The sequence below is a fragment of the Eubacterium sp. F2 genome (genome assembly GCF_046244355.1).
Classification (GTDB): domain Bacteria; phylum Bacillota; class Clostridia; order Peptostreptococcales; family Anaerovoracaceae; genus Aminicella.
In genome coordinates this window covers 1,523,245-1,545,541 of record NZ_CP176393.1, presented here as the reverse complement: position 1 = coordinate 1,545,541, position 22,297 = coordinate 1,523,245, and the positions used below count along the sequence as shown (strand labels likewise).

Annotated in this window: 15 protein-coding genes, 2 tRNA genes and 2 other RNA genes; all 19 read right to left on the bottom strand. The window is 51.0% G+C overall.

Going from position 1 to position 22,297, the window contains the following annotated elements; genetic code table 11:
- Positions 1-20 precede the first annotated feature (20 nt).
- On the bottom strand, positions 21-557 hold the full coding sequence (yajC, locus tag ACI77B_RS06510) for a preprotein translocase subunit YajC (RefSeq protein WP_409336077.1): 537 nt from the start codon (positions 555-557) through the stop codon (positions 21-23).
- Between the two features lie 355 nt (positions 558-912).
- Positions 913-996 (bottom strand) — tRNA-Leu (locus tag ACI77B_RS06505).
- A gap of 23 nt (positions 997-1,019) precedes the next feature.
- A tRNA-Leu gene (locus tag ACI77B_RS06500) sits at positions 1,020-1,102 on the bottom strand.
- Between the two features lie 48 nt (positions 1,103-1,150).
- Positions 1,151-2,821, bottom strand: a complete 1,671-nt coding sequence (locus ACI77B_RS06495; RefSeq protein WP_409336076.1) for an ABC transporter substrate-binding protein — start codon at positions 2,819-2,821, stop codon at positions 1,151-1,153.
- Positions 2,805-3,407 carry a dephospho-CoA kinase gene (gene coaE, locus ACI77B_RS06490; RefSeq protein WP_409336075.1) on the bottom strand — a complete coding sequence of 201 codons (603 nt, stop codon included), beginning with the start codon at positions 3,405-3,407 and terminating at the stop codon, positions 2,805-2,807. Before coaE ends, ACI77B_RS06495 begins: the two co-directional genes overlap by 17 nt.
- Positions 3,408-3,428: 21 nt before the next feature.
- On the bottom strand, positions 3,429-6,086 hold the full coding sequence (gene polA, locus ACI77B_RS06485) for a DNA polymerase I (protein WP_409336074.1): 2,658 nt from the start codon (positions 6,084-6,086) through the stop codon (positions 3,429-3,431).
- 33 nt (positions 6,087-6,119) lie between these two features.
- A non-coding RNA gene (gene ssrS / locus ACI77B_RS06480) (6S RNA) lies at positions 6,120-6,300 on the bottom strand.
- A 210-nt stretch (positions 6,301-6,510) separates the two neighbouring features.
- Entirely contained in the window at positions 6,511-7,242 is a 732-nt protein-coding gene (locus tag ACI77B_RS06475; protein WP_409336073.1) for a YebC/PmpR family DNA-binding transcriptional regulator, read from the bottom strand.
- 122 nt (positions 7,243-7,364) lie between these two features.
- On the bottom strand, positions 7,365-11,681 hold the full coding sequence (locus tag ACI77B_RS06470; protein WP_409336072.1) for an acyl-CoA dehydratase activase-related protein: 4,317 nt from the start codon (positions 11,679-11,681) through the stop codon (positions 7,365-7,367).
- 149 nt (positions 11,682-11,830) lie between these two features.
- Positions 11,831-13,288 (bottom strand): MATE family efflux transporter, encoded by a 1,458-nt coding sequence (locus ACI77B_RS06465; protein ID WP_409336071.1) that lies wholly within the window; start codon positions 13,286-13,288, stop codon positions 11,831-11,833.
- Positions 13,289-13,501: 213 nt separating this feature from the next.
- Positions 13,502-13,842, bottom strand: an RNA gene (gene rnpB, locus ACI77B_RS06460) — RNase P RNA component class A.
- 12 nt (positions 13,843-13,854) lie between these two features.
- Positions 13,855-14,634, bottom strand: coding sequence for a Nif3-like dinuclear metal center hexameric protein (locus ACI77B_RS06455; RefSeq protein ID WP_409336070.1), 780 nt, complete (start codon positions 14,632-14,634; stop codon positions 13,855-13,857).
- A 60-nt stretch (positions 14,635-14,694) separates the two neighbouring features.
- A complete protein-coding gene (locus ACI77B_RS06450) occupies positions 14,695-15,471 on the bottom strand; it encodes a tRNA (adenine(22)-N(1))-methyltransferase (RefSeq protein WP_409336069.1) in 777 nt (258 codons plus the stop codon).
- Positions 15,472-15,474: 3 nt separating this feature from the next.
- Entirely contained in the window at positions 15,475-16,593 is a 1,119-nt protein-coding gene (gene rpoD, locus ACI77B_RS06445; protein WP_409337707.1) for an RNA polymerase sigma factor RpoD, read from the bottom strand.
- 198 nt (positions 16,594-16,791) lie between these two features.
- Positions 16,792-18,576: a DNA primase gene (dnaG, locus tag ACI77B_RS06440; protein WP_409336068.1), complete on the bottom strand. Its 1,785-nt coding sequence runs from the start codon at positions 18,574-18,576 to the stop codon at positions 16,792-16,794.
- A gap of 182 nt (positions 18,577-18,758) precedes the next feature.
- The gene (locus tag ACI77B_RS06435) at positions 18,759-19,784 is read right to left on the bottom strand and encodes a deoxyguanosinetriphosphate triphosphohydrolase (RefSeq protein WP_409336067.1); all 1,026 of its coding nucleotides are present in this window, start codon (positions 19,782-19,784) and stop codon (positions 18,759-18,761) included.
- A 96-nt stretch (positions 19,785-19,880) separates the two neighbouring features.
- Positions 19,881-20,303, bottom strand: a complete 423-nt coding sequence (dut, locus tag ACI77B_RS06430; protein ID WP_409336066.1) for a dUTP diphosphatase — start codon at positions 20,301-20,303, stop codon at positions 19,881-19,883.
- A gap of 70 nt (positions 20,304-20,373) precedes the next feature.
- On the bottom strand, positions 20,374-21,636 hold the full coding sequence (locus ACI77B_RS06425) for a M16 family metallopeptidase (RefSeq protein ID WP_409336065.1): 1,263 nt from the start codon (positions 21,634-21,636) through the stop codon (positions 20,374-20,376).
- A gap of 36 nt (positions 21,637-21,672) precedes the next feature.
- Positions 21,673-22,215, bottom strand: a complete 543-nt coding sequence (locus ACI77B_RS06420) for a hypothetical protein (RefSeq protein WP_409336064.1) — start codon at positions 22,213-22,215, stop codon at positions 21,673-21,675.
- Positions 22,216-22,297 lie beyond the last annotated feature (82 nt).

Genomic DNA, 22,297 nt, shown 5'->3' with positions numbered 1-22,297 from the left:
TTTCTTCAGCAGATAATATGCTATTTCTCACTCTTTTCCGGAGCTTCTTCCTCTTTACTCTCAGAGGCTGCGGATGTGTCTGCCTGCTCATCCTGCTTCTTCGGCTGCTGATTCTGCTTCGGTGCCGGCTCTTCTTTCTTCTCCGGCTCCTTCTTCTTCAGCATCTTCAGGCCCTTATTTCCTGTACGCTCTCCATCCTCTTCCTTATTCGCAGTCTGTCTTGCTGCATTCTGGGAAGAAGCACCCTTCTTCTTGGTGAGTGTCTTGGAAATACCCCAAGGCATAACCTCCATCTTGGTTCTGTTAGAGCCGACTTCGATGACGATGTTGCCGTCCTTCTTTACTGCATTGACCGTTCCGACAATGCCGCCGATCGTAACAACTTCATCGCCCTTCTGCAGAGCACTTCTCATCTCCTGCTGTTCCTTCTCCTTCTTCTTCTGCGGTCTGATCATTAAGAAGTACATCAGTGCAAAGAAGATGACCAGCATGATAATGGTGCTCACCCAACTGTTTTTTCTGTTTGCTGCAGCCAGCATCATGGCCGTATTCAACATAATTTTTCCTCCTGAGCTTATTTATCTTGGTTATAACTGTTTTAGCCTAACACTCTGACTATACAATAAATCTGTCCTTCGCGCAATGCTGCAGGAATAACATTCCCGCAGAAAACATCTTTTCGGACAAAACGCAGCCCGGCAAGATGGCAGCCTTTTCACGCGCCGCTGAAGTACACGGCATATCCCCGCAGTTTTTCCCCGCCGGAATAAAGCCCCCATCCTTTCATGACAGCAAAGCATCAGGCGTGCAGCCGGAAAGAATGTTGTCATCTGATTAATGGAAAACAAAAACTCCCAGACCAGGCCTTCTTATGCCGGCATTCCGGGAGTTCAGATTTCATTCTGAATAAAATGCCGGCGATGGGGGTCGAACCCATACGGTGTTGCCACCACAGGATTTTGAATCCTGCACGTCTGCCAATTCCATCACGCCGGCTCAGATGATTTTAGATAAAAAAATGGTGCGGCTGACTGGATTTGAACCAGCACGGTTGCCCATACGGCCCTCAACCGTACGCGTCTGCCAATTCCGCCACAGCCGCACAATGAATGACGCAAAATGCGTCATATCATGCATTAGTATGATCCGTTTACGACTTCTTATAAGTATCGGATGCCGTATCCGGTGTGATGGTTCTCTTATAACTCCATGTACTTACATTTCTGTACGGACTGAAGAAAACCGTTTTGCCTGAAGACTTGAGACTCTTCACCATCGTCAGTGAGTAAGTCTTATAACAGATACAGTAGTAAGGAACATCCTTTTTCAATTCCTTCTTCAGTTTCTGATAAACTGCCTTCTGGTCTGCAGCGCTCCGGGTCTGTTCAAGCTTATCGACCTCACTTGCGACTGCTTTATTATAATAACTCAACTCATTGCCCTTGTCAAACATTTTTTTCAGATTATAGCTCTTATCGAAAATATATCCGCCCATCAGCAGATCAAAATTTCCACTTTTGCGGTCTGACTGGTAGGATGCTTTATCTTCTTTCTTCACCGTTACGTTGAGTCCGATGTTTTTCAGCTCTTCTGCGATGCTCTGGGCTGCCTCGGTCCTCCTCTTATTATCAGAGTTGACCAGCAGGGTCAGGTTTACTTCCTTTCCCTTTTTATCCTCAAGCAGTCCGTCCTGGTCACGGTCTCTGTATCCCGCTTTTCTCAGCATCAGAATTGCCTTGGACTGGTTAAAAATATAATCGTCCTTTTTATTGCCCGCTCCGAGGAAATTCGGGAAGTAAATGGTATCTGACTGAATGCAGTTCGTCCCGAAATCATCCTGAATCAGCTGTCTGCAGTCAATTGCGTAGCAGATTGCCTGACGTACACGGCGTTTTTTCAGCGCAGCATTCTTAAAGCGGAAGGCAATATACTCCGCTTCCGGGGACTTTACCTTTGTGCTCTTCAGATTCTTATCGGAAGCATCACTGAAAGCTTCCTCCGATGTATCCAAAAAGCCGGTAATCGCGTCAGTCGTGACAAGTCCTCCCACATTGTCCTGATTCGGGAGTCTGCGGAAATGAATCGTGTTCGACGCCTTGCTGCCATAATACCGGTTGTTCGGCTTCAAAACCAGAGACAGTCTTCCGTTGTCCAGACTGCTGATCTTATACTGTCCGCTGCCCACCGGTTTCCACGCGTTTCCGCTGGAATAGGTACTGGAATCCACAATCGGGAAGGTCAGATTATCCAGAGCCGCATCCTTCTTCTTTGAAAATGTGATTGTCACACTGCTTCCGCTGCCACTGACCGAACTGATTTTCTTTGCGTAAGCATAGTAGGGACTGGAAGATCCCGCTTTCTTGATCTGGCTGACGGTATACTTCACGTCAGAAGCATCCACGGTATTTCCGTTGCTGAATTTCGCGTTTTTCAGCGTCATGTCAACTTTTCCGCTGGAAGGGTGCGCCTGATAGGACTTTACCAGGTCCTTCTCCAAATTCAGATTTGAATCCAGCCGGAAGAGACTGCTGCAGACAAGCTGCGCGATATAATACGTATCCGAATCTTTGGAAGACAGGAACTTCAGCGAACGAAGCCTGCTCATCGGAAGATAGACCGTACTGGTCTGCCTGTAGCTGCTTTTCACCGCCGCCTGTTTCCCGGCCGTTGTCGTCTCGTCTGCCGTATCCTTGTGAAAATGGTTGATCAGGACACCAAGCACAACCATGATAATAATCACAGCTGCGATAACCGCCACCATGTGATCACGGACATAGTCTACAATACGATAAAAAATATTATCCTTAGAAGGTTCGATCATACTTTTTCAAGAGCGCATCCACCGTCTGGTGCAGCTCCTCCACTCCTCTCGAATTATCAATGATTTCATTCGAACGCTCTGCTTTTTCACGCTCCGGCATCTGGCTGCGCATGCGTTTCTCAACCTGTCCGGCTGTCGCACCGTCGCGTGCCATGACCCTCTGTCTGCGGACCTCTTCATCTGCCGTAACGAACCATACCTGTCCACAGAGATCTTCCGAGCCGGTTTCAAACAGCAGCGGAATATCGAGAAAGATTATACCATAATTTCCGCTTTTGCGGTATTCAGTGATCCACTTTATCGCCGCTTCCCGGACTTTCATTGTGACAATCTGTCTCAATCTGTTATTCTTTTCCCTGTCGGCAAATACAATTTCCGCAAGTTTCTTCCTGTTCAGCACACCCGGACGATCCAGGATCTCTTCTCCGAATTCTTCCGCCAGCTCATCCACCACCGGACTGCCGTCCCGAGTCAGATTCCTGGAGATTTCATCCGCATCGAAGACCGGGTAGCCCAGAGAAGCAATATAGGATGACACCGTCGATTTCCCCGCGCCGATCCCTCCGGTAATTCCTATGATCATCATTTTTTGTCCCTCCTGTACTTATCAGTCTTTCAGTTCGTACCAGGACGTTCCCTCGTTCCGGTCACAGAGCAGCGCAACCTTAAGTTCCGCCGCGTTTTCCATATTTCTCTGCAGAAGTTCTTCCACCTGCTCGCGTTCATCCGGATCTGTCTGAATGATCAGTTCGTCGTGAATCTGCAGCACCAGGCGCGATTTCATCTTTCTCTCCCGGAGCTCCTTTTCCACGCGGATCATGGCGATCTTGATAATGTCTGCAGCCGTTCCCTGAATCGGGCTGTTCATGGCAAGACGCTCCCCCAGCTGGCGCGACATGTAATTTTTTGACTTGATCTCACGAATGTAGCGGCGCCGGCCGAAGAGGGTCTCGGAATATCCCTTCTCCCTGCACTGCTCAATGCAGGCATCCATGAAAATCTTTACCTTCGGATGCTTGGCAAAATAATCCTGGATGTAGCTTTCCGCTTCTTTCCGGGAAACGTGAATTTCCTCGGATAAGCCGAAGCTGCTCATTCCGTAGATCACACCGAAGTTGACCGCCTTGGCCCGGCTTCTCTGAAGCGGTGTCACGTCTTCGTAATCCACATTAAACACCCTGGCCGCTGTGGTCCGGTGAATGTCCTCGCCTTCGTTAAATGCGCGGATCAGGTTTTCATCGCCGGACATGTGGGCCAGAATTCTCAGCTCGATCTGAGAATAATCGGCGCCCACCAGAAGTCCTCCCTTTTCCGCGGTAAAGGCTCTGCGCAGCTGCCGTCCGATATCCGTCCTGACCGGGATGTTCTGCAGATTCGGTTCGGTACAGCTCAGGCGTCCGGTTGCAGTCACCGTCTGCTGGAAATGTGCGCGGATTTTCCCGTCTTCTCCGATCAGCGGCACCAGCCCTTCCACATAAGTACTCTGCAGCTTTGTCAGCGTCCGGTACTGCAGAATCAGCGAAGCGATCGGATACTTCTTTTCCAGTTTCTTCAGAACTTCCGCACTGGTGCTGTAACCGCGCTTGGTTTTCTTTCCGGCAGGAAGCCCAAGCTTTTCAAAAAGAATTTCTCCCAGCTGCTGGGTGGAGTTGATGTTAAATTCCTCTCCCGCCAGCGTGTAGATAGCCTGCTCAAGCTTATCCGTCTCTTCCTTCAGCGCACTTCCGATTTCCTGAAGAACCCCGGCATCCACCGGAATTCCCGTAACTTCCATCTGCGCGAGAACCCGGATCAGCGGAAATTCAATTTCCTCCGCCAGTTTCCGTCCATTCTCCTCATCCAGCTTCTTTTCCTGCAGTTCCCTCAGCTGAACCGCCGCATCCAGGGCATGTTTTCCATATTCCACAGACTCGTCGTCCAGACCTCCCGGGAACATGGTGATCTGCTTCTGCTTCTTTTCCAGCTTCTTGCTGTCCGGCAGAGTGATCTGCAGATATTCCAGCGCCAGAGAGGACAAAAAGTAATCTTTCCGGGAAGGATCAAGGACATACTGGGCAATCTGCGTGTCAAAGGCTGTGGAAAATTCCCGCAGTCCTTTCCGCATCAGAGGATAGTAGGCCCGGATCAGATCATGCCCGGCAAAGCGGAAGTGTTTCCGGTTCAGAAGTTCGATCAGGGAAGATTCCAGGGCGGGATCGATGACGTAATACTTATCCTCATACATCAGAGCAATCAGCTCTTCCTTCGGCATTCCTACGTGATCATCGTTTCCCAGCAGAAGAAGCCAGATTTCCGAGCCTTCCGGAATCTCATCCAGACCGGACAGCTGCTCTTCCGTTTCAATCCGGATAGTCTTATATGTTCTTTCTTCTCTTGTGTCCTGCTCCAAGAGTCCTCTGTCCGCCATCCTCTTCAGGAAGGTCTTCAGTTCCAGCTCCTGAAAGAGCTCTGCCATTGCGGCTGTATCCGGATTCCCGGTTTTCAGATCGCTTTTCACATCGATATCCAGCGGCACATTGCGGACGATTTCCGCCAGTCTTCTGCTCATGACGACCTGCTGAACATTATCTTCAATCTTTTCTCTGAGCTTTGCGCCTTTGATCTCGTCGGTGTGCTGCAGGAGATTCTCAATGCTGCCGAACTGCTTCATCAGTTTCAGTCCCGTGACCTGTCCGACTCCCGGAATTCCCGGGATGTTATCCGACTTGTCTCCCATCAGTCCTTTTAAATCGATAAACTGGCGGGGTGTCAGGCCATAGACCTCCATCATCTTCTTATCATCGTACAGATCAAACTCAGAGATTCCTTTTTTGGTAATCATGACCTGCGTCTTGTCTGAGGCGAGCTGAAGGGCATCCTTATCTCCGGTAATGATCAGCGGGCTGAGTCCTTCCTCCTCTGCTTCTTTAGAAACCGTTCCGAGAATATCATCCGCCTCAAATCCGTCAATTTCCAGATTTTTTATATCCATAGCGGTCAGGATTTTCTTCATGTATGGAAGTTCCATGGCAAGTTCTGCAGGCATGGCCTTTCTTCCCGCCTTATAGCCATCATAGCTTTTATGCCGGAAGGTCGGAGTTTTCCGGTCCCAGGCCACTGCGGCGTATCCCGGCTGAACATCGTCCAGAATCTTCCAGAGCATATTCAGAAATCCGAAAATTCCCTGTGTGTAGACACCGTCCGCAGTGATCATCGGCCGCTGCATCGCATAGTAGGCACGGTTAATCAGACTGTTTCCGTCAATGATCACAATTCTGTCTTCCATAAACTTATCTCCCATCCGCTTTTTATGACAATAGAAAAACCCGGAGGCACCGTCAGAGCTTAATTGACGCCTATCAAAATTGATAGGTGGGTACCCTGCTCAAACTTTCCATAGTCCGCTGAAAATGCGGCTGTATGGTCCGAAAGAGACTCCGGATTCCCGTTTAAGTGCTGTAGGTTCAATTAAATGCTCTAAACGTATGTTCCAGGCTCATGTTTATTATATCGCATATACCTCGGATATTCAACTTAAAATCCGTATTCTGTCAGGTAAATGTAAAACAAGAGCACTGACAACTCAGTGCTCTTGTTCAATGCATGAATCCAAGCTGTTTGCAACAGCAGTCTGATTTCATACAATTTATCTTCAGGCTATTTACTGGACAAACAGGATATTATTTTCCCATCTTCCAATCTTTTTTCTCTTACAGCTCAACCGTATCCAGATCAACTGCGCAGTTGGTGTGGACCTTCTGAACATCTTCATTGTCTTCCAGAACGTCGACAAGCTTCTTCAGCTTCTTCAGGTCTTTCTCGTCCGGAGTGCTCTCCATGGAAGGAACCTGCTCGATGTCAGACTCGACCAGTTCATATCCGGCCTTTCTCAGCGCATCATCAACATCGTTGTACGCGGATGGATCAGTCTGGATCTCATAATTATCCTCATTGCTGATCATGTCGTCTGCGCCAGCCTCAAGAGCAGTTTCCATCAGTGCATCCTCATCGATGTCATCAGACTTCTCGATGACGATAATGCCCTTTCTGGAGAACATATAGGATACGCATCCCGGGGTTCCGACATTCCCGCCATGCTTATCGAAAGTGGACTTCACTGCAGAAGTCGTACGATTGGTGTTGTCTGTCAGGCACTCTACGATGATGGCAACTCCGCCTGCACCGTATCCCTCAAACTGCAGAGATTCGTAAGATACGCCCTCCAGCTCTCCAGTACCTTTCTTGATCGCTCTTTCAATATTTGCGTTCGGCATACTGATTGCCTTGGCTTTTTCAATAGCAGTACGCAGTCCGGCGTTGTATTCCGGGTCTCCTCCGTCTCTCGCCGCTACAGTGATCATCTTCGCATACTTTGTGAATAAAGCTGCGCGCTTTGAATCCTGCGCTGCCTTTCTGCCTGCAATCGTTCCGTGTCTTCCCATGGAGACGCCTCCTTTTAACTATACAAAAAATCAAACTCAGTTCATCTATAAAAGCACCGAAATATTATACACCAGGTCAGCAGCACTTGCAAGTGTCTCCCTAGCCGGGATGCTTTTTGTCCCTATACGGCATGCTGATGGTGTTCTTCCCAGGCAGCATTGACTGCTCTCATTTCCGCCAGGGTCTTTTCATTTCTCATGCGCTCTTCTTCTGTCATGGACTCGTTCAGGTTCTTTCTCGCCGTACTCATCATCAGCTTGATACGGTTCAGCTGGTTGACGGTGCTGGCGCCCGGGTCAAAGTCGATGGCCGCAACATTGGCCTTCGGATTCATCCGGCGGACCTGTTTCAGCATGCCTTTTCCGACGATGTGATTCGGCAGGCATCCGAACGGCTGCAGGCAGACGATATTCTCTACTCCGCTGTGGATCAGCTCGACCATTTCTCCAGTCAGCAGCCATCCCTCGCCGCACTGATTGCCGATGGACAGGATGTGAGAGGCCGCATCAGCAGTCTGCTCGATTCTTGCCGGCTCGGTGTAATGCTCACTTCCCCGCAGGGCCCGGCGCACAGGATCGCGGAGCCACTCGATGACCTGAATCGCGCGCTTGTTGATCTCCATCTGCTTCCAGGTACCTGACAGGTACTTATAGTTGTAGATCTTGCTGTAGAATCCGTAGAGGAAGAAATCCAGCATATCCAGAACGACTGCTTCGCCGCCTTCATGTTCAATGGTTTCCACAATCCGGTTATTGGCATTCGGATGATACTTGACCAGAATTTCTCCGACTACGCCGACCTTCGGTTTCTTCACATCGCGGCGCTCTACGGCGTCAAACTCAGCAACCATCTGATTGACATTGCTCCTGAACTTCTTTCTGCTGTAATGCAGAGAGTTCTCCACAATGCGGTCATACCAGCTGTCCAGGAGCTTTTCAGATGTTCCCGGATTCTTTTCATAAGGACGGGTCGCGTAGAGCAGACGCATCGCAAGATCTCCATAGGTAATGGCTACGCCAAGCTGGAAGAGCATTTTCGGAGTAACCTTGAATCCCGGATTCTTCTCCAGTCCCACATAGTTGAAGGAGACGACCGGAATCTGTCCCATGCCCATGTCATTCAGTGCCTTTCTGAGAAGGGAGACATAGTTGCTGGCGCGGCATCCGCCGCCGGTCTGTGACATAAAGACAGCAGTCTTGTTCAGGTCGTATTTTCCGGACTTCAGCGCGGAAATGACCTGTCCCAGGGTCACAATCGTCGGATAGCAGGCATCGTTGTTGATGTACTTCAGACCCTCTTCCACAGAGTTCTCATCTACGGACGGAAGAAGCTCACCATGATAGCCGTATTCCGTCAGGATCGGCTCAAAGTACTGGAAGTGGATCGGCGACATCTGCGGAATCAGGATGGTATAGTCATCCTTCATCTCTTTGGTGAATACCGTACGCTCGAAAGGATGGCTTTCCGGATCACACTTCACGTCGCTCTTGTCACGTTCTTCAATGGCAGCTTTCAGCGAACGGATACGGATCTTGGCGGATCCAAGGTTGCTGACTTCATCAATCTTCAGAACCGTATACAGTTTATTATGCTGGCGGAGAATTTCTTCTACCTGATCGGTGGTTACCGCATCAACTCCGCAGCCGAAGGAGTTCAGCTGCACGATCTCGACATTGTCATGCTCTCCGGCGAATTCTGCTGCCTTGTAGAGGCGGGAATGGTATACCCACTGATCCAGAACACGGATCGGACGGTCCAGATGAACCTTGTCCGCAACGGAATCCTCCGTCAGAACGACAAAGTCAAAAGAACTGATCATCTTATCGATGCCGTGATTGATTTCCGGATCCACGTGATACGGACGGCCGCTCAGAACAACGCACTTTTTCTTATGGTCCTTTGCGTATTTCAGCGCATAGGCACCCTGCTTGCGGACATCATCCTTAAAGCGGTGCTGCTCCGCTCTCGCCTTCCGGACAGCGTTTTCGATCTCATTTTCCGGAATGTGGAAACGCTCCAGTTCTCTGACCAGAGCTTTTGCAAGTCTCTCGTCATTATCGTAAGGCAGGAAAGGATGCATAAAGCGGACCATATTCTCTTTAAAGATATCGTCCATGTTATTAGCAATCACTTCCGGATAGGTTGCTACAACCGGGCAGTTATAGTGGTTGCCTGCTTCTTTATCCTCAATCTGCTCATAGTTGATGCAAGGATAGAAGATAAATTTATAGCCGTGATCCACCAGCCACTGAATGTGGCCGTGCACGAGCTTTGCCGGATAGCAGGCAGTATCCGAAGAAATGGTCTCAATTCCGCCCTCGTAAATCTTTTTGCTGGACAGAGGGCTGAGTTCTACACGGAATCCCAGCTCTGTAAAGAAGCGGAACCAGAACGGATAGTCCTCATACATATTCAGAACTCGCGGAATCGCAACGGTTCCGCGTCTTGCGTCGAATTCGGACAAAGGCTGGTACTGGAAGAGCCTCTTCAGCTTATACTGGTAGAGGTTCGGCAGTCCGCTGCCGTCCGGATTTCCGCCGGCACCCTTTTCACAGCGGTTTCCGGTGATGAAGCGGGAACCGTCGCTGAAGCGGTTGATGGTCAGAAGGCACTGGTTTTCACAGCCGTGGCAGCGTCCATTGGAATTCTTTACCTGGAAGTTTTCCAGCTCTTTTGCATCCAGAATGGACGACCGTGTCCCCTCCACATAATTTTCCTGGGCGATAATGGCGCATCCGTAGGCACCCATCAGTCCGGCGATATCCGGGCGGATGGCGTTCTTTCCGACAATCTTCTCAAAAGCACGCAGAACAGCATCGTTCATAAAGGTTCCGCCCTGAACAACGATATGATCTCCGGTTTCATCCGTATTTCTCAGCTTGATAACTTTATACAGGGCATTCTTAATAACAGAATAGGAAAGTCCGGCAGAAATATCTCCGATGGACGCTCCTTCCTTCTGCGCCTGCTTGACCTTGGAATTCATAAATACCGTGCAGCGGCTTCCCAGGTCTACCGGATTCTGCGAATACAGCGCTTCCTTCGCAAAGGCACGCGTATCCAGGTTCACAGACTTTGCATAGGTCTCCAGGAAGGATCCGCATCCTGCAGAACATGCCTCATTCAGCATGATATTATAGATCGCGCCGTCCTTGATCTTCATGCACTTCATGTCCTGACCGCCGATATCCAGGATAAAGTCGACATCCGGCTCAAAGTATGCCGCCGCCTTATAGTGGGCCATGGTTTCAATCTCTCCCATGTCCGCACGGAAACCGGCTTTAATCAGCCCTTCTCCGTATCCGGTTACGCAGGTGTTCGCGATATAGGCGTCTCTTGGCATCTCCTTATACAGATCCGTGAGAATCTGGCGGACAACCTCGACCGGGTTTCCCTCATTGCTCCTGTACTCCGTAAACAGAAGATAACGGTCTTCATCCATCAGTGCGGCCTTGGTCGTTGTGGATCCGGCGTCAATTCCCAGATAGCAGCGGCCCTTTGCCTTCTTGAGATCTCTCCTTTTGACTTTTGCTTTGTCGTGGCGTGCCTTAAAGGCGTCATACTCCGCCTGATTCTTAAACAGCTTGTCCATATGATGGGTATCGGACAGCTTGCTCTCATCGGCTGTATCGATGCGGTGCAGAACCTCAGACAGGGTGACCGGCTGCTCACGGTCTGCCAGCATCGCCGCGCCCATTGCGACGAAGTTCTTGGCATTCTCCGGGAAAATGACCTGATTCGGCTTCAGATGCAGGGTCTCCACGAATCTCTTTCTCAGCTCAGACAGAAATGTCAGCGGCCCTCCCAGGAAGGCAACATTGCCGCGGATCGGATGGCCGCAGGCAAGACCGCTGATGGTCTGATTGACAACGGCCTGGAAAATAGACGCAGCAAGGTCAGAAACCGCAGCTCCGTCATTGATCAGAGGCTGAATATCTGTTTTTGCAAATACTCCGCAGCGGGCAGCGATCGGATAAATAATCTTGTAATTCTTCGCTGCCTCATTCAGTCCCGCCGCATCGGTATGCAGCAGAATTCCCATCTGGTCGATGAACGCGCCGGTTCCTCCTGCGCAGGTTCCGTTCATTCTCTGTTCAATCGTCTGTCCGTAGAACGTGATCTTGGCATCCTCGCCGCCAAGCTCGATGACACAGTCTGTCTGCGGAATCAGCGTCTCAACCGCCTTGCTGCAGGTGATTACCTCCTGCTCAAAACGGATGCCGATCAGCTTGGCAAATGAAAGTCCGCCGGATCCGGTAATCACCGGACGGAACTCTATATCACCGAGCTCATCATACATCTCTTTCAGAAGCTCATGAACCTTGAGGAATACATCGGAATTATGACGTTCATAGCGGTCATAGACAACTTCATTATCCTCGTTCAGCAGAACCAGTTTTACGGTAGTTGAGCCAATATCGATTCCTAATCTCTTCATCTTATACCTTCACCTCTTCAGGCAGTCCTCTGAAAATCAGAAGGCCGCCGTCCCTTTTCAACATTATCTTATCTTTCCGCCGGCTGTCCGATAACTTCTCCAACGGCTTCCGGATATTGTCAAATCAGGGATTTACCCTTTTACGCAGCCTACTGCGCCTCCGGCCGTTGATCCAGCGGCTTGATTTCTTTTTTATATAAATGCAGAACCATCAGCAAAGAACTGATAAATCCTGCGCATTCCGCAAGCGGAAAGGAAAACCATGATGCCGTTACGCCAAGTGTATGGAACAGGATGTAGGCAAACGGCAGGATGCATACCAGCTGACGAATGACCGATACAATCAAACTGTATACACCATGTCCGACGCCCTGAAACAGGGTCGAGGACATTATTCCAAATGACGCCGGAATAAAACAGAGACTGATTCTTCTCAGCGCGGGAACGCCCATCTGCAGCATGGCCTGATTGGCGCTGAACAGTTTCAGCAGCTGCGAAGGGAAGATCTGGAAGATCAGGAATCCTGCGAACATGATCACCAGAGCCGTTTCAATGCCCCTTTTATAGGTCAGCATCAGCCGCTTTCTGTTCCGCGCGCCGAAGTTATATCCCATAATCGGCATCGCACCCTGGTTCAGGCCGAATACCGGCATGAACACAAAGGACTGCAGCTTGAAATATGCGCCAAGGACCGCAACCGCCGTAGGGATCGAACTCAGAATCTGGTTGTATCCCAGCAGCATGATGGAGCCGATGGACTGCATAATGATGGACGGAAGTCCGACATCGTATATATCTTTTACCACGCCCCAGTCAATATGAAAGCCCTTCAGCTGAATTCTGACATCGCGGTCTTTACGGAAAAATACAATCCATGCCATGCTCATGGCGACGAACTGTCCAATAACCGTAGCCAGCGCCGCTCCCGCGACACCGAGCTTCGGCGCTCCGATGAGCCCGAAGATCAGAATCGGATCCAGAATAATGTTTACAACCGCTCCGCTCATACTGATCGCCATCGGCGCAATCATATTGCCGGTGGACTGGAGCACCTTCTCAATCATCATATCGATAGAACTGAAGATACTCAGACACATGACGATGCTTCCATATTCCACTCCATACTTCCAGGTCACCGGATCGCTCGTATAGGAGCTCATAAACGGCCGGATCAGGACGAGTCCCACGAACAGAAAGATCATCGCATTCATCACGGCAATCCGGATGCTGGTCGACGCGGCCTGGTCCGCCGCCTTATAATTTCTTGCTCCCAGACGTCTGGCTATCAGAGAGTTCACTCCGACGCCGCTTCCGACGAACAGGGAGATCATCAGCATCTGAAGCGGCATGATGAAAGAAACTGCCGTCAGCGCCTTCTGGCTGACCATCGCAACGAATATACTGTCCACGATATTGTAAAGCGCGTTGATTGTCATCGACGCAATTGCCGGTCCGGACATCTGCAGAAGCAGTTTTCCAATCGGTAGGTCACCCATCTTATCGGATGTGCTTGCATCTCTCTTATGGATTTCTTCTTCGACATGCTGGGCCCGGACGAGTTCCACGTCTTTCTTCCCGGAAAGACTTTCGTCTTTTGATTTACGCATGTTTTTCCTCCTCAGTATTTTACGAGTTCAGGTCGTAAACTTCATTATACAATTCTTTGAATTTATCAAATTTCCAACTGCATTCTTTTTCCTTGCAGCTCCCCTTTTTTCACTTGTTAACCAGCCGGTTCGCTCCGCAGTAAAAAAGAGCTGCTCTCCCGGCAGCTCTCGTCGCGATCCTATAGCGGATCTAAACTCCTCAATTCTTATAAAATGCGGGACAGGTCTGTAAGCCGGGTTCTGTATTTGACGATCATCTATCTAGGCGAAACATCTCTGCTCGCTCATGCGGTCCACCAACTGAACGGCGGCGGGCAGCCGCCTTACGTTCACCGACCTTGCTCCGGATGGGGTTTACACGGCCGCTGCGTCTCCGCAGCGCCGGTGAGCTCTTGCCTCACCATTTCAACCTTGCCACGGCATTACCCGTTTCGGCGGTATGTTTCTGTTGCACTTTCCCTATGATTACTCACGCCGGACGTTATCACGGCATCCTTGCCCTGTGGAGCCCGGACTTTCCTCATGCCTAAGCACGCGACCGTCTGGCCTGCCCACATCGTCCTAGCTTAACATAGAAACGGGTTGAGATCAAGTTCAGATTCCAGAATTTCACATTCTCCCTCTGGAATTCTGCTCCTGAGCTTTTCTGCCATATTGGCCGGAAAAATTTTCTCCGTTCCATAATGTCCGGCGTCAAGAACGTTCATTCCCTGCTGCAGGGCGGCTTGCGCGTCATGATACTTCAGGTCTCCGGTAATAAACAGTTCACAGCCTGCTTCTTTTGCGGTTTTGATAAACTCTGCGCCGGCTCCGGTGCACCAAGCCGCCCTCTGCACCATCGCGTCCGGATCCCCGCATGCGTGAAGAAACTTCCGGTCAATTCCAAGCTTTTCCGCCGCATAGCCGATAAACGTACGGAAAGGCAGCGGCTCAGGCAGCTCTCCGCGCCGGCAGATCTTCTCATCATCACCGAGAAGACGGATGTTCTGCATGCCCAGAATCGCTCCCAGGTCATCGTTGTTTCCGCCCGGCATGATATCAAAGGACGTGTGGCAGGCATAGTGCGTAATCCCCGCTCTCACCATCTGAAGAACCATTCTGCCCTCTGTGTCATCCGGCTCGATTTTCTTCAGACTGTAGAACAGAAGCGGGTGATGGGTCAGGAGAAACTGTGCATGTTTTTCTTCCGCCTCCCGGATGACCGCCGGCGACGCCTCCAGGGCAAGCAGGATCCGGGAAACCTCCTCCGGACCGGCATCCACCTGCATGCCGCAGTTATCCCAGTCCTCCTGCAGCGAACTCGGACAGATTTCTTCAATGATCTTCAGTATCTCCTGTTTTTTCATTTTCTCTTCCTCCCGAAATAATCTGCTTCATGGCCGGACGGATTTCTGCCGCCTGAAGGCTCAGCCTCTTATCTGCTCCTGTTTATCCAGAAGCATCTTCAGCCGCAGCACGGCTGCCTCCGTTTCTCTGCTGTCAGAATGCTCGCTTTTCTTCTGATTCTGAAGGATTTTCTCCTGCTTCTGAAGCTCTTTTGCCAGGTATTCCCGCATGTACGGCTCTCCGGCAGCCAGGCTGTCCGGGTAGGAATACTCCGCCTGAATCTCTGGCGGAAGGCTCTGGAATACGTGCAGGTCTGGCATCTTTACAGCCGGGCTGCCTTCTTGCTGCTTCCCCTTTTCCGTTGTGGTTTTTGTCCCCTCTGACAAAGGTGAAACAACAAGGATTTCACACAGGCGCTTTCCCTCCGGGGCGATCTGCTCGCGCAGGATCTGAAAGCCGCAGACGGAAAGCCGCCATCTGAGATAGCCCGGATTGCTCCGCGGCTGAAGAATAAAGCGCGGAAAAGTCCGCGCTTTCTCAAGGTCGTATTCCAGAATGTCTGCGATCAGGATTCCACCGATGCCCGCCATGACGATGCTGCCTGCCTCGCCGCATTTCAGGACCTGAAGGCCGTCTCCCAGGCGCAGGTCAGGCACGATGTCCGGAAGCTCCGCCTTCCAGTCGTCTTCCGCCTTCTTCAGCGACCCGCTGCTCACGTCGCAGAGAATCACATGGGGGCAGATGCCCTCCTTCTGCAGGCGGATCGGAAGATAGGCATGATCGGTGCCGATGTCTGCCATTGCAGCTCCTGCGGTAACTTCATCCATGATGGTCTGTAACCTTCTGCTCCACTTCATGATTTACTCCAGATAATCCTTCAGCTTCTTGCTTCTGCTCGGATGACGGAGCTTTCTCAGGGCCTTTGCCTCGATCTGACGGATACGCTCTCTGGTGACGTCGAATTCTTTTCCGACTTCTTCCAGGGTGCGGGAACGTCCGTCGTCCAGGCCGAATCTCAGGCGCAGCACTTTCTGCTCACGGTCGGTCAGGGTTCCCAGAACTTCAACCAGCTGCTCCTTCAGCATGGAGAATGCCGCGGCTTCTGCCGGTGCCGGAACGTCGTCGTCCGGAATGAAGTCGCCCAGATGGCTGTCTTCCTCTTCGCCGATAGGTGTCTCCAGGGAAACCGGCTCCTGTGCGATCTTCTGGATCTCACGGACCTTCTCAACGCTGATGTTCATTTCCTTGGAAATTTCTTCCGGGGTCGGCTCGCGGCCGAGTTCCTGAAGCAGGGTTCTGGAAACGCGGATCAGCTTGTTGATGGTCTCTACCATGTGAACCGGGATTCTGATGGTTCTGGCCTGGTCGGCGATGGAACGGGTGATGGCCTGACGGATCCACCATGTCGCATAGGTGGAGAATTTATAGCCCTTCTTGTAGTCGAACTTGTCAACGGCCTTGATCAGTCCCAGGTTTCCTTCCTGAATCAGGTCCAGGAAGAGCATGCCTCTTCCGACATAGCGCTTGGCAATGCTGACAACCAGACGAAGGTTTGCTTCGCAGAGCTTTTTCTTTGCCTCTTCATCGCCGGCTTCCATGCGCTTTGCGAGCTCTACCTCTTCATCGGCAGTAAGCAGAGGCACTTTTCCGATTTCCTTGAGGTACATTCTGACCGGGTCGTCGACGGCGATTCCCTTAGGAACAGTTGCGTCGACATCGATCTCTCCGTTTTTCTTCAGAACGACGCCGTCGGAGTCGTCATTATCATTATCGTCATTATCGTCTCCGCCGTCATTGATCAGCTCGATTCCCTGCTCCAGGAGCTGTTCGTAGATATCCACAACGGCGTTCTTATCGTGAATGTCGATATCGTAGGGATCCAGAGCCTGGTCAATTTCCTCGTAGGTCAGTGTATTTTTGTCCTTGCCCTTTTTCCCCTTTGCGATCTTGGAAAGCTGCAGCAGAATATCTGTTTTCATCTGCGCCAGCTCTTCCTTCGACATACCTGTATACTCATCCGTCTGTTTCTTATCTTCTGCCGCCTTTTTCTTTGCTGCAGAAGCCTTCTTTCCCGCAGTTTTCTTTGCTGCGGAAGCACCGGATTTCTTCGATGTCTTTTTTGCTGCAGATGCTGTTGTCTTACTCACTTTATCACTCATATATCCTCTGTTCTCCTCTTACTTTCCAGACTGCAGGCGCTTGATCTCCTTTTGCACTCGCATGAGATCGGAAGACCAGGCGCGGATTTTATCTGCGTTTTCGTTTTCGTCTGCCATGGACAGCATGGTAATCAGTTCCTTTTCGCGGGCGGTCATTCTGCTGATCTCCCAGGTCCTGACACAATCGTGAAAAACACGGTCTGCCTGGCTGGGATCAACGGCCACATTACTCAGAATCTGCTGCAGAACTTCCCGTTCTTCCTGGGGAAGTGTGTCCAGCAGCTGGTTGACGTCGATTTTCCTCTGCTCCGGATTCTGCAGAAGGATCGCAAGTACGTCCTTTGACAGTCCGCTTTCCATCATTCCGGGATATTTATCCAGATCTTTCACGCGAGAGGGATCATCGATCACCAGCTTCAGGAGCGTTCTCTCCCACGATGGAACGGAACGGGCGCCGGAGCGGATTTCCTTTCTCTTCTGCCTCTCCCTCTCGTCTTCTCTTCTGTCCTGCGCGTAGGCGCCCCGGCTGTTCTGTGCAGCCATGCCGACTTCCCGGCTCATGGCATCTCTGGAAATCCGCATCTCCTGCGCGACCCTGGTCACATATTCTTCCTGCTCGACAGGATCCAGGGCGGCGATGATCTGTGCGGCTTCCTTCAGATAAGCAATTTTTCCTTCACTTGACTGAAGGTCAGAATGCCTCCTTGCCGTATCCAGCTTATACTCCGCATAGGGGAGCGCCCCCTCGATCAGCTTCAGAAAGGCTTCTTTTCCGTTCTTTTTCACGAATTCATCCGGATCTTTTCCGTCTGTGACATGCAGAACTCTGACAGAACACCGCTCCTTTCTCAGAATTTCAATGCCTCTCAGCGCGGCCTTTCTTCCGGCATTATCCGCGTCGTAAGAAAGGACGACGCTGTCCGTATAGCGGTGCAGAAGCCTTGCCTGATTTTCTGTCAGCGCCGTTCCCAGGGACGCGCACACATTCTGAATCCCGCTCTGATACAGGGCGATCGCATCCATATAACCTTCCACAAGAATCAGATAATGTTCTTTTCCCGCATCTCTTCTGGAGATGTTCAGGCCGTAAAGATTATTCTTTTTCTGAAAAACTCTGGATTCCGGCGAATTCAGATATTTCGCGGGCGTATTGCTGTCCAGCGCGCGGCCCCCGAATCCGATGACTTTTCCCGACGTGTTGATAATCGGGAACATGACCCGGTTTCTGAATCTGTCATATATTTTCCCCCTGCTCTGAGAAACCAAACCGAGTTCCAGCATGATTTTATCCGGCACCTTCTGGGATTTCAGATAGCGGTAGAGGCTGTCCCACTGGCCGTCTGCGTATCCGATGCCGAACTTCTTCAGAATTCTCGGTTCAATCTGCCGGCCTTTCATATAGCTGTAGCCCGGATTGGGACCGCCGGTGAAGGCCCGGTAAAAGTATGCGGCAGCCATGCGGTTAACCTCGTAGTAGGGCTTTAAATCGTTTCCTGCCCGCGAAAACTTTTCCATCGGGACTCCGTATTCTTCAGAAAGCTTTTCGACGGCTTCCGTAAAGTCCAGATTATCGTATTTCTCAACAAAGGCGATGACATCGCCCCTGGCTCCGCATCCGAAACAGTTGAAATACTGACGGCTTTCCGAAACCATAAAGGACGGGGTCTTTTCATTGTGAAACGGACAAAGACCCTTAAAATTAGCCCCTGCCCGTTTTAACTTCACTCTGCGTCCGACCACATCCACGATATTGATCTGGTTCTTCAGATTTTCTATGGATTCCTTTGAAAATGAAAACGCCATGTATTCCTCCGCTGTAATACGTCCATATTCTATTATTCGCTGTCGTCTCCGATTTCCTTTAATTTTTTTGAAATAAATTAGAAATAAAGCAGAAAAAGTTCCGCGGCCTGTTTCTGCCGTTCCGGAAGTCCTCTTTTACCGCTTTCCAGAACCGCTTCATCCCTTGTATCTGCTATCCTCTTTTATACCCAGATTACCGGTGTTTCACTCTCATTCAGGCACTTCTGCCGGTAGTCCGTCAGCGCGTAGCGGTCCGTCATCCCCGCAATGTGATCCTTCACCACCGTTTCCAGTCCGTCCTCTTCCCGAAGCTCCAGATATTCCTTCGGCAGCTCCTCAGGATGGGAAAGATAATACTGATACAGCGACCGGATCACCTTTTCCACATGTACAATCTGTTCTTCCTTTCTGACCACCGGCCCGTCATAAACCTTCTCAAACATAAAGGTCCTGAGATGGTCCAGTGCCTCCTGATGGAGATCATCCATACGGACATACCCTTTTCCGTCGCTGGTGGTGATGACATTTTCAATCATCGTATTCAGCCGCGCTTCCTTGCTCTCCCCGAACACACGGAGCGTCTCTTCCGGAAGATCCGATTCTTTCAGGGCGCCGGCTCTGACCGCGTCGTCGATATCATGGTTCAGGTAGGCGATGCGGTCGCTGAGTTTGACCACCCAGCCTTCCAGGGTATGCGGCTCCCTTTTCCCCGGATGGTTCAGGATCCCGTCGCGCACTTCATAAGTCAGGTTCATGCCGCGTTTTCCCTTGTGAAATTCCAGTTTGTCCACCACGCGGAGGCTCTGCTCGTTATGCGAAAATCCCGGCTCATACAGAGCGTTGAGAATCCGCTCGCCGTTATGTCCGAAGGGCGTGTGGCCCAGATCATGCCCCAGCGCAATGGCCTCCGTCAGATCCTCGTTCAGCCCCAGAGCCCTGGAAATACTCCTTCCAACCTGCGACACCTCCAGAGTATGCGTCAGCCGCGTCCGGTAGTGATCCCCCTCCGGCGCCAGAAAAACCTGCGTCTTGTGCATCAGCCGGCGGAAGGCCTTGGAATGAATGATCCTGTCCCGGTCCCGCTGAAAAACCGTCCGGTAGGGGCACTGGGGCTCATCTTCTGCCCTGCCCCGGCTCTCCTCCGCCAGGCAGGCATGCCGCGAGAGCACCAGCCTTTCCTCGGCTTCAAGGTCTTTTCTGCTTCTCATGCTGTCCTCCTTTCCGGACAAAAAGAAAACCGCAAGGGATCCGCCGGACTGTTTCTCCTGGACAATCCGCTCTCTTACGGTTTCTGTTTTCTCTTTCTATACTCCGGTATGCCCGAATCCGCCTTCTCCTCTGTCCGTGTCGCTGAGTTCATCGGAAAGATGAAGCTCCGCACGGATCACCGGCATCAGAACAACCTGCGCGATTCTCTCGCCGTCCTTGATCGTAAATTCCTCATCGCCGAAATTGATCAGGGGAACTTTGATCTCTCCGCGGTAGTCGCTGTCAATCGTTCCGATGCTGTTAACCAGGCCGATTCCGTGCTTGATGGCCAGGCCGCTTCTGGCTCTGACCTGCGCCTCGCAGCCTTCCGGAATCTCAAAGAAGAGGCCTGTCGGTACAAGCTTTCTTTCCCCCGGCTTCAGTGTAACCGGTTCATCCAGGTAGGCCTGGATATCAAATCCGGATGCCCCCTTCGTCTTATATTCCGGGAGTCTTCCGCTTTTACTGATAATATTCATATTTATGGTCTGCATTTCTGTTACCGTCACTTTCCTTCCGCCCCTGCCCGGGTGTATTTTGCCGAAAGATCTATTTCTGCTGATACTTCGCCATCAGCGCCTTTACATCCGCGTCTTTTCCGCTGACTACGGACGCTGAATAGGTAGAGAAGTCGCCGATCAGCTTCCTGGCCTCCTCGACATCGTCAAGGGTAACCTTATCGTAGCCCTCCATGACTTCATCCGGCAGGAATACGCGGTCCAGGAGCAGCTTGTTCTTCCCGTTGACCACCATTCTGGCCGTCGGGTTCTCCTGGCTGAAGACATAGGAAGATTTCATCTGTTCTCTGGAAGAGTCCAGTTCTTCCTGGGAAATCGGATCCGACTTAAGACGTTCCAGTTCCTCATGGATACCTTCTACGGTCTTCTCCAGCTGATCGTGGGCGACACCGGCGTAAATCTCAAAATATCCGTCTGTGCTGAAGGTTCCCATGTTGGAGAAAACTGAGTAGGCCAGGCCCTTCTGTTCTCTGATATTCTGGAACAGTCTGGAGCTCATGCCGCCGCCGAAGGCATTGCTGAGAATCTGGAAGGCGTAAGAACGCGGATCCTCCAGGGTGATTGCCTTGGTTCCCAGGCAGATGTGGGTCTGCTGGATTTCCTTCTTCTCGAAGTGGTAACGCGGCACATAATGCGATTCGCTCTTCTTTCTCGGCGGCTTGCTCTGCCCCCTGTTCATGAAGTGATGCTCAAAATAGCTGCAGAGCTCATCCGGATCAAAACTTCCTGCGGCAGAAATGACGATGGCATCACGTACGTACTGATCACACACATACTGATCCATCACTCCGTGGTCAATCGTGCTCAGTGTTTCATGATCACCGGTAATCGACTTTCCGAGAGGCTCGTCCTTAAACATGTCCTCGATCAGCTTGTCGTGGGCCAGATCGTCCGGGGCATCCTCGTCCATCTTGATCTCTTCTTCGATGACCTTCCGCTCCCTGTTCATCTCATTCTGGTCAAACAGCGCATGCTCGATCATATCCGTGAGAACGTCCGCTGCCTTATACAGGCTGGAAGACAGCGACTTGACATAATAGCAGGTCGCTTCTTTTCCTGTAAACGCGTTCATCTGACCGCCGATCCGGTCGATATCAGAAGCAATCTTTCTGGCATCCCGGTCAGGCGTTCCCTTAAACATCATGTGCTCGACAAAATGAGAAATGCCGGCGTGTTCTGCCGTCTCATCCACGGCACCTGTCTTCACCCAGATGCCGATTGCCGCGGACTGCACCTGCGGCATGTCTTCCATGATAACCCGGACACCATTGGATAATTTTCTGGTTGTGATCATGTTATGTATTTCTCCTTCTTTCTTTATTTCTGTATTCTATCTGGTCATATCGGTAAAGGTCATGACAAAGTCATCCAGATCATAGTCCTTTGCCTGCTGAAAATTCAGTTCATAGGCCGGACCGCCGAGTTTCTCCGCGCGGTCCAGGATCAGCGCGTCTCTTACCGGAAGCATCTGCGACTCTCCGGACTCTGAATTGATGCACTCTACATTATCCGTTTCATTATACCAGTTTCTGAACTTCACGATTTCAGAAGCCAGGCGCAGCAGCATGTCGCTCTGGCTGTTTGAATCATCCTCTGCCGATGCATCATCTGCAAGACCGCTGATGATCCGCTTGATATTCTCCACCAGCGTATAGAAATCCGTCTCTTCATCCGGAACCGCCTCCTCCAGCTGGTCAAAGTAATTCTCCGCCAGCTCTGCGAACGCCTCCAGATCAACGTCCTCCAGCAGTTCATACAGAACGTCCTCGTCAATGTCCTCGTCTGACTCAAGCAGCTCGGCCATATTCTCAAAATACTGGAAATCCTCTCCAGACTCCATATCCAGAAGATCAAACAGCGCCTCTTTATCCATTCTGCATCCTCCCATCTTTTTGCATGAAACCTGCGCAGCCTGCATTTTTTCTTTTCCCTGCGTCTTTCCGTCCTCCGCGGCC

Coding starts and splice junctions, on each gene's coding strand:
- yajC (WP_409336077.1), bottom strand. CDS start 557: ATGTTGAATACGGCCATGATGCTGGCTGCAGCAAACAGAAAAAACAGT.
- ACI77B_RS06495 (WP_409336076.1), bottom strand. CDS start 2,821: ATGATCGAACCTTCTAAGGATAATATTTTTTATCGTATTGTAGACTAT.
- coaE (WP_409336075.1), bottom strand. CDS start 3,407: ATGATGATCATAGGAATTACCGGAGGGATCGGCGCGGGGAAATCGACG.
- polA (WP_409336074.1), bottom strand. CDS start 6,086: ATGGAAGACAGAATTGTGATCATTGACGGAAACAGTCTGATTAACCGT.
- ACI77B_RS06475 (WP_409336073.1), bottom strand. CDS start 7,242: ATGGGAAGACACGGAACGATTGCAGGCAGAAAGGCAGCGCAGGATTCA.
- ACI77B_RS06470 (WP_409336072.1), bottom strand. CDS start 11,681: ATGAAGAGATTAGGAATCGATATTGGCTCAACTACCGTAAAACTGGTT.
- ACI77B_RS06465 (WP_409336071.1), bottom strand. CDS start 13,288: ATGCGTAAATCAAAAGACGAAAGTCTTTCCGGGAAGAAAGACGTGGAA.
- ACI77B_RS06455 (WP_409336070.1), bottom strand. CDS start 14,634: ATGAAAAAACAGGAGATACTGAAGATCATTGAAGAAATCTGTCCGAGT.
- ACI77B_RS06450 (WP_409336069.1), bottom strand. CDS start 15,471: ATGAAGTGGAGCAGAAGGTTACAGACCATCATGGATGAAGTTACCGCA.
- rpoD (WP_409337707.1), bottom strand. CDS start 16,593: ATGAAAACAGATATTCTGCTGCAGCTTTCCAAGATCGCAAAGGGGAAA.
- dnaG (WP_409336068.1), bottom strand. CDS start 18,576: ATGGCGTTTTCATTTTCAAAGGAATCCATAGAAAATCTGAAGAACCAG.
- ACI77B_RS06435 (WP_409336067.1), bottom strand. CDS start 19,784: ATGAGAAGCAGAAAAGACCTTGAAGCCGAGGAAAGGCTGGTGCTCTCG.
- dut (WP_409336066.1), bottom strand. CDS start 20,303: ATGAATATTATCAGTAAAAGCGGAAGACTCCCGGAATATAAGACGAAG.
- ACI77B_RS06425 (WP_409336065.1), bottom strand. CDS start 21,636: ATGATCACAACCAGAAAATTATCCAATGGTGTCCGGGTTATCATGGAA.
- ACI77B_RS06420 (WP_409336064.1), bottom strand. CDS start 22,215: ATGGATAAAGAGGCGCTGTTTGATCTTCTGGATATGGAGTCTGGAGAG.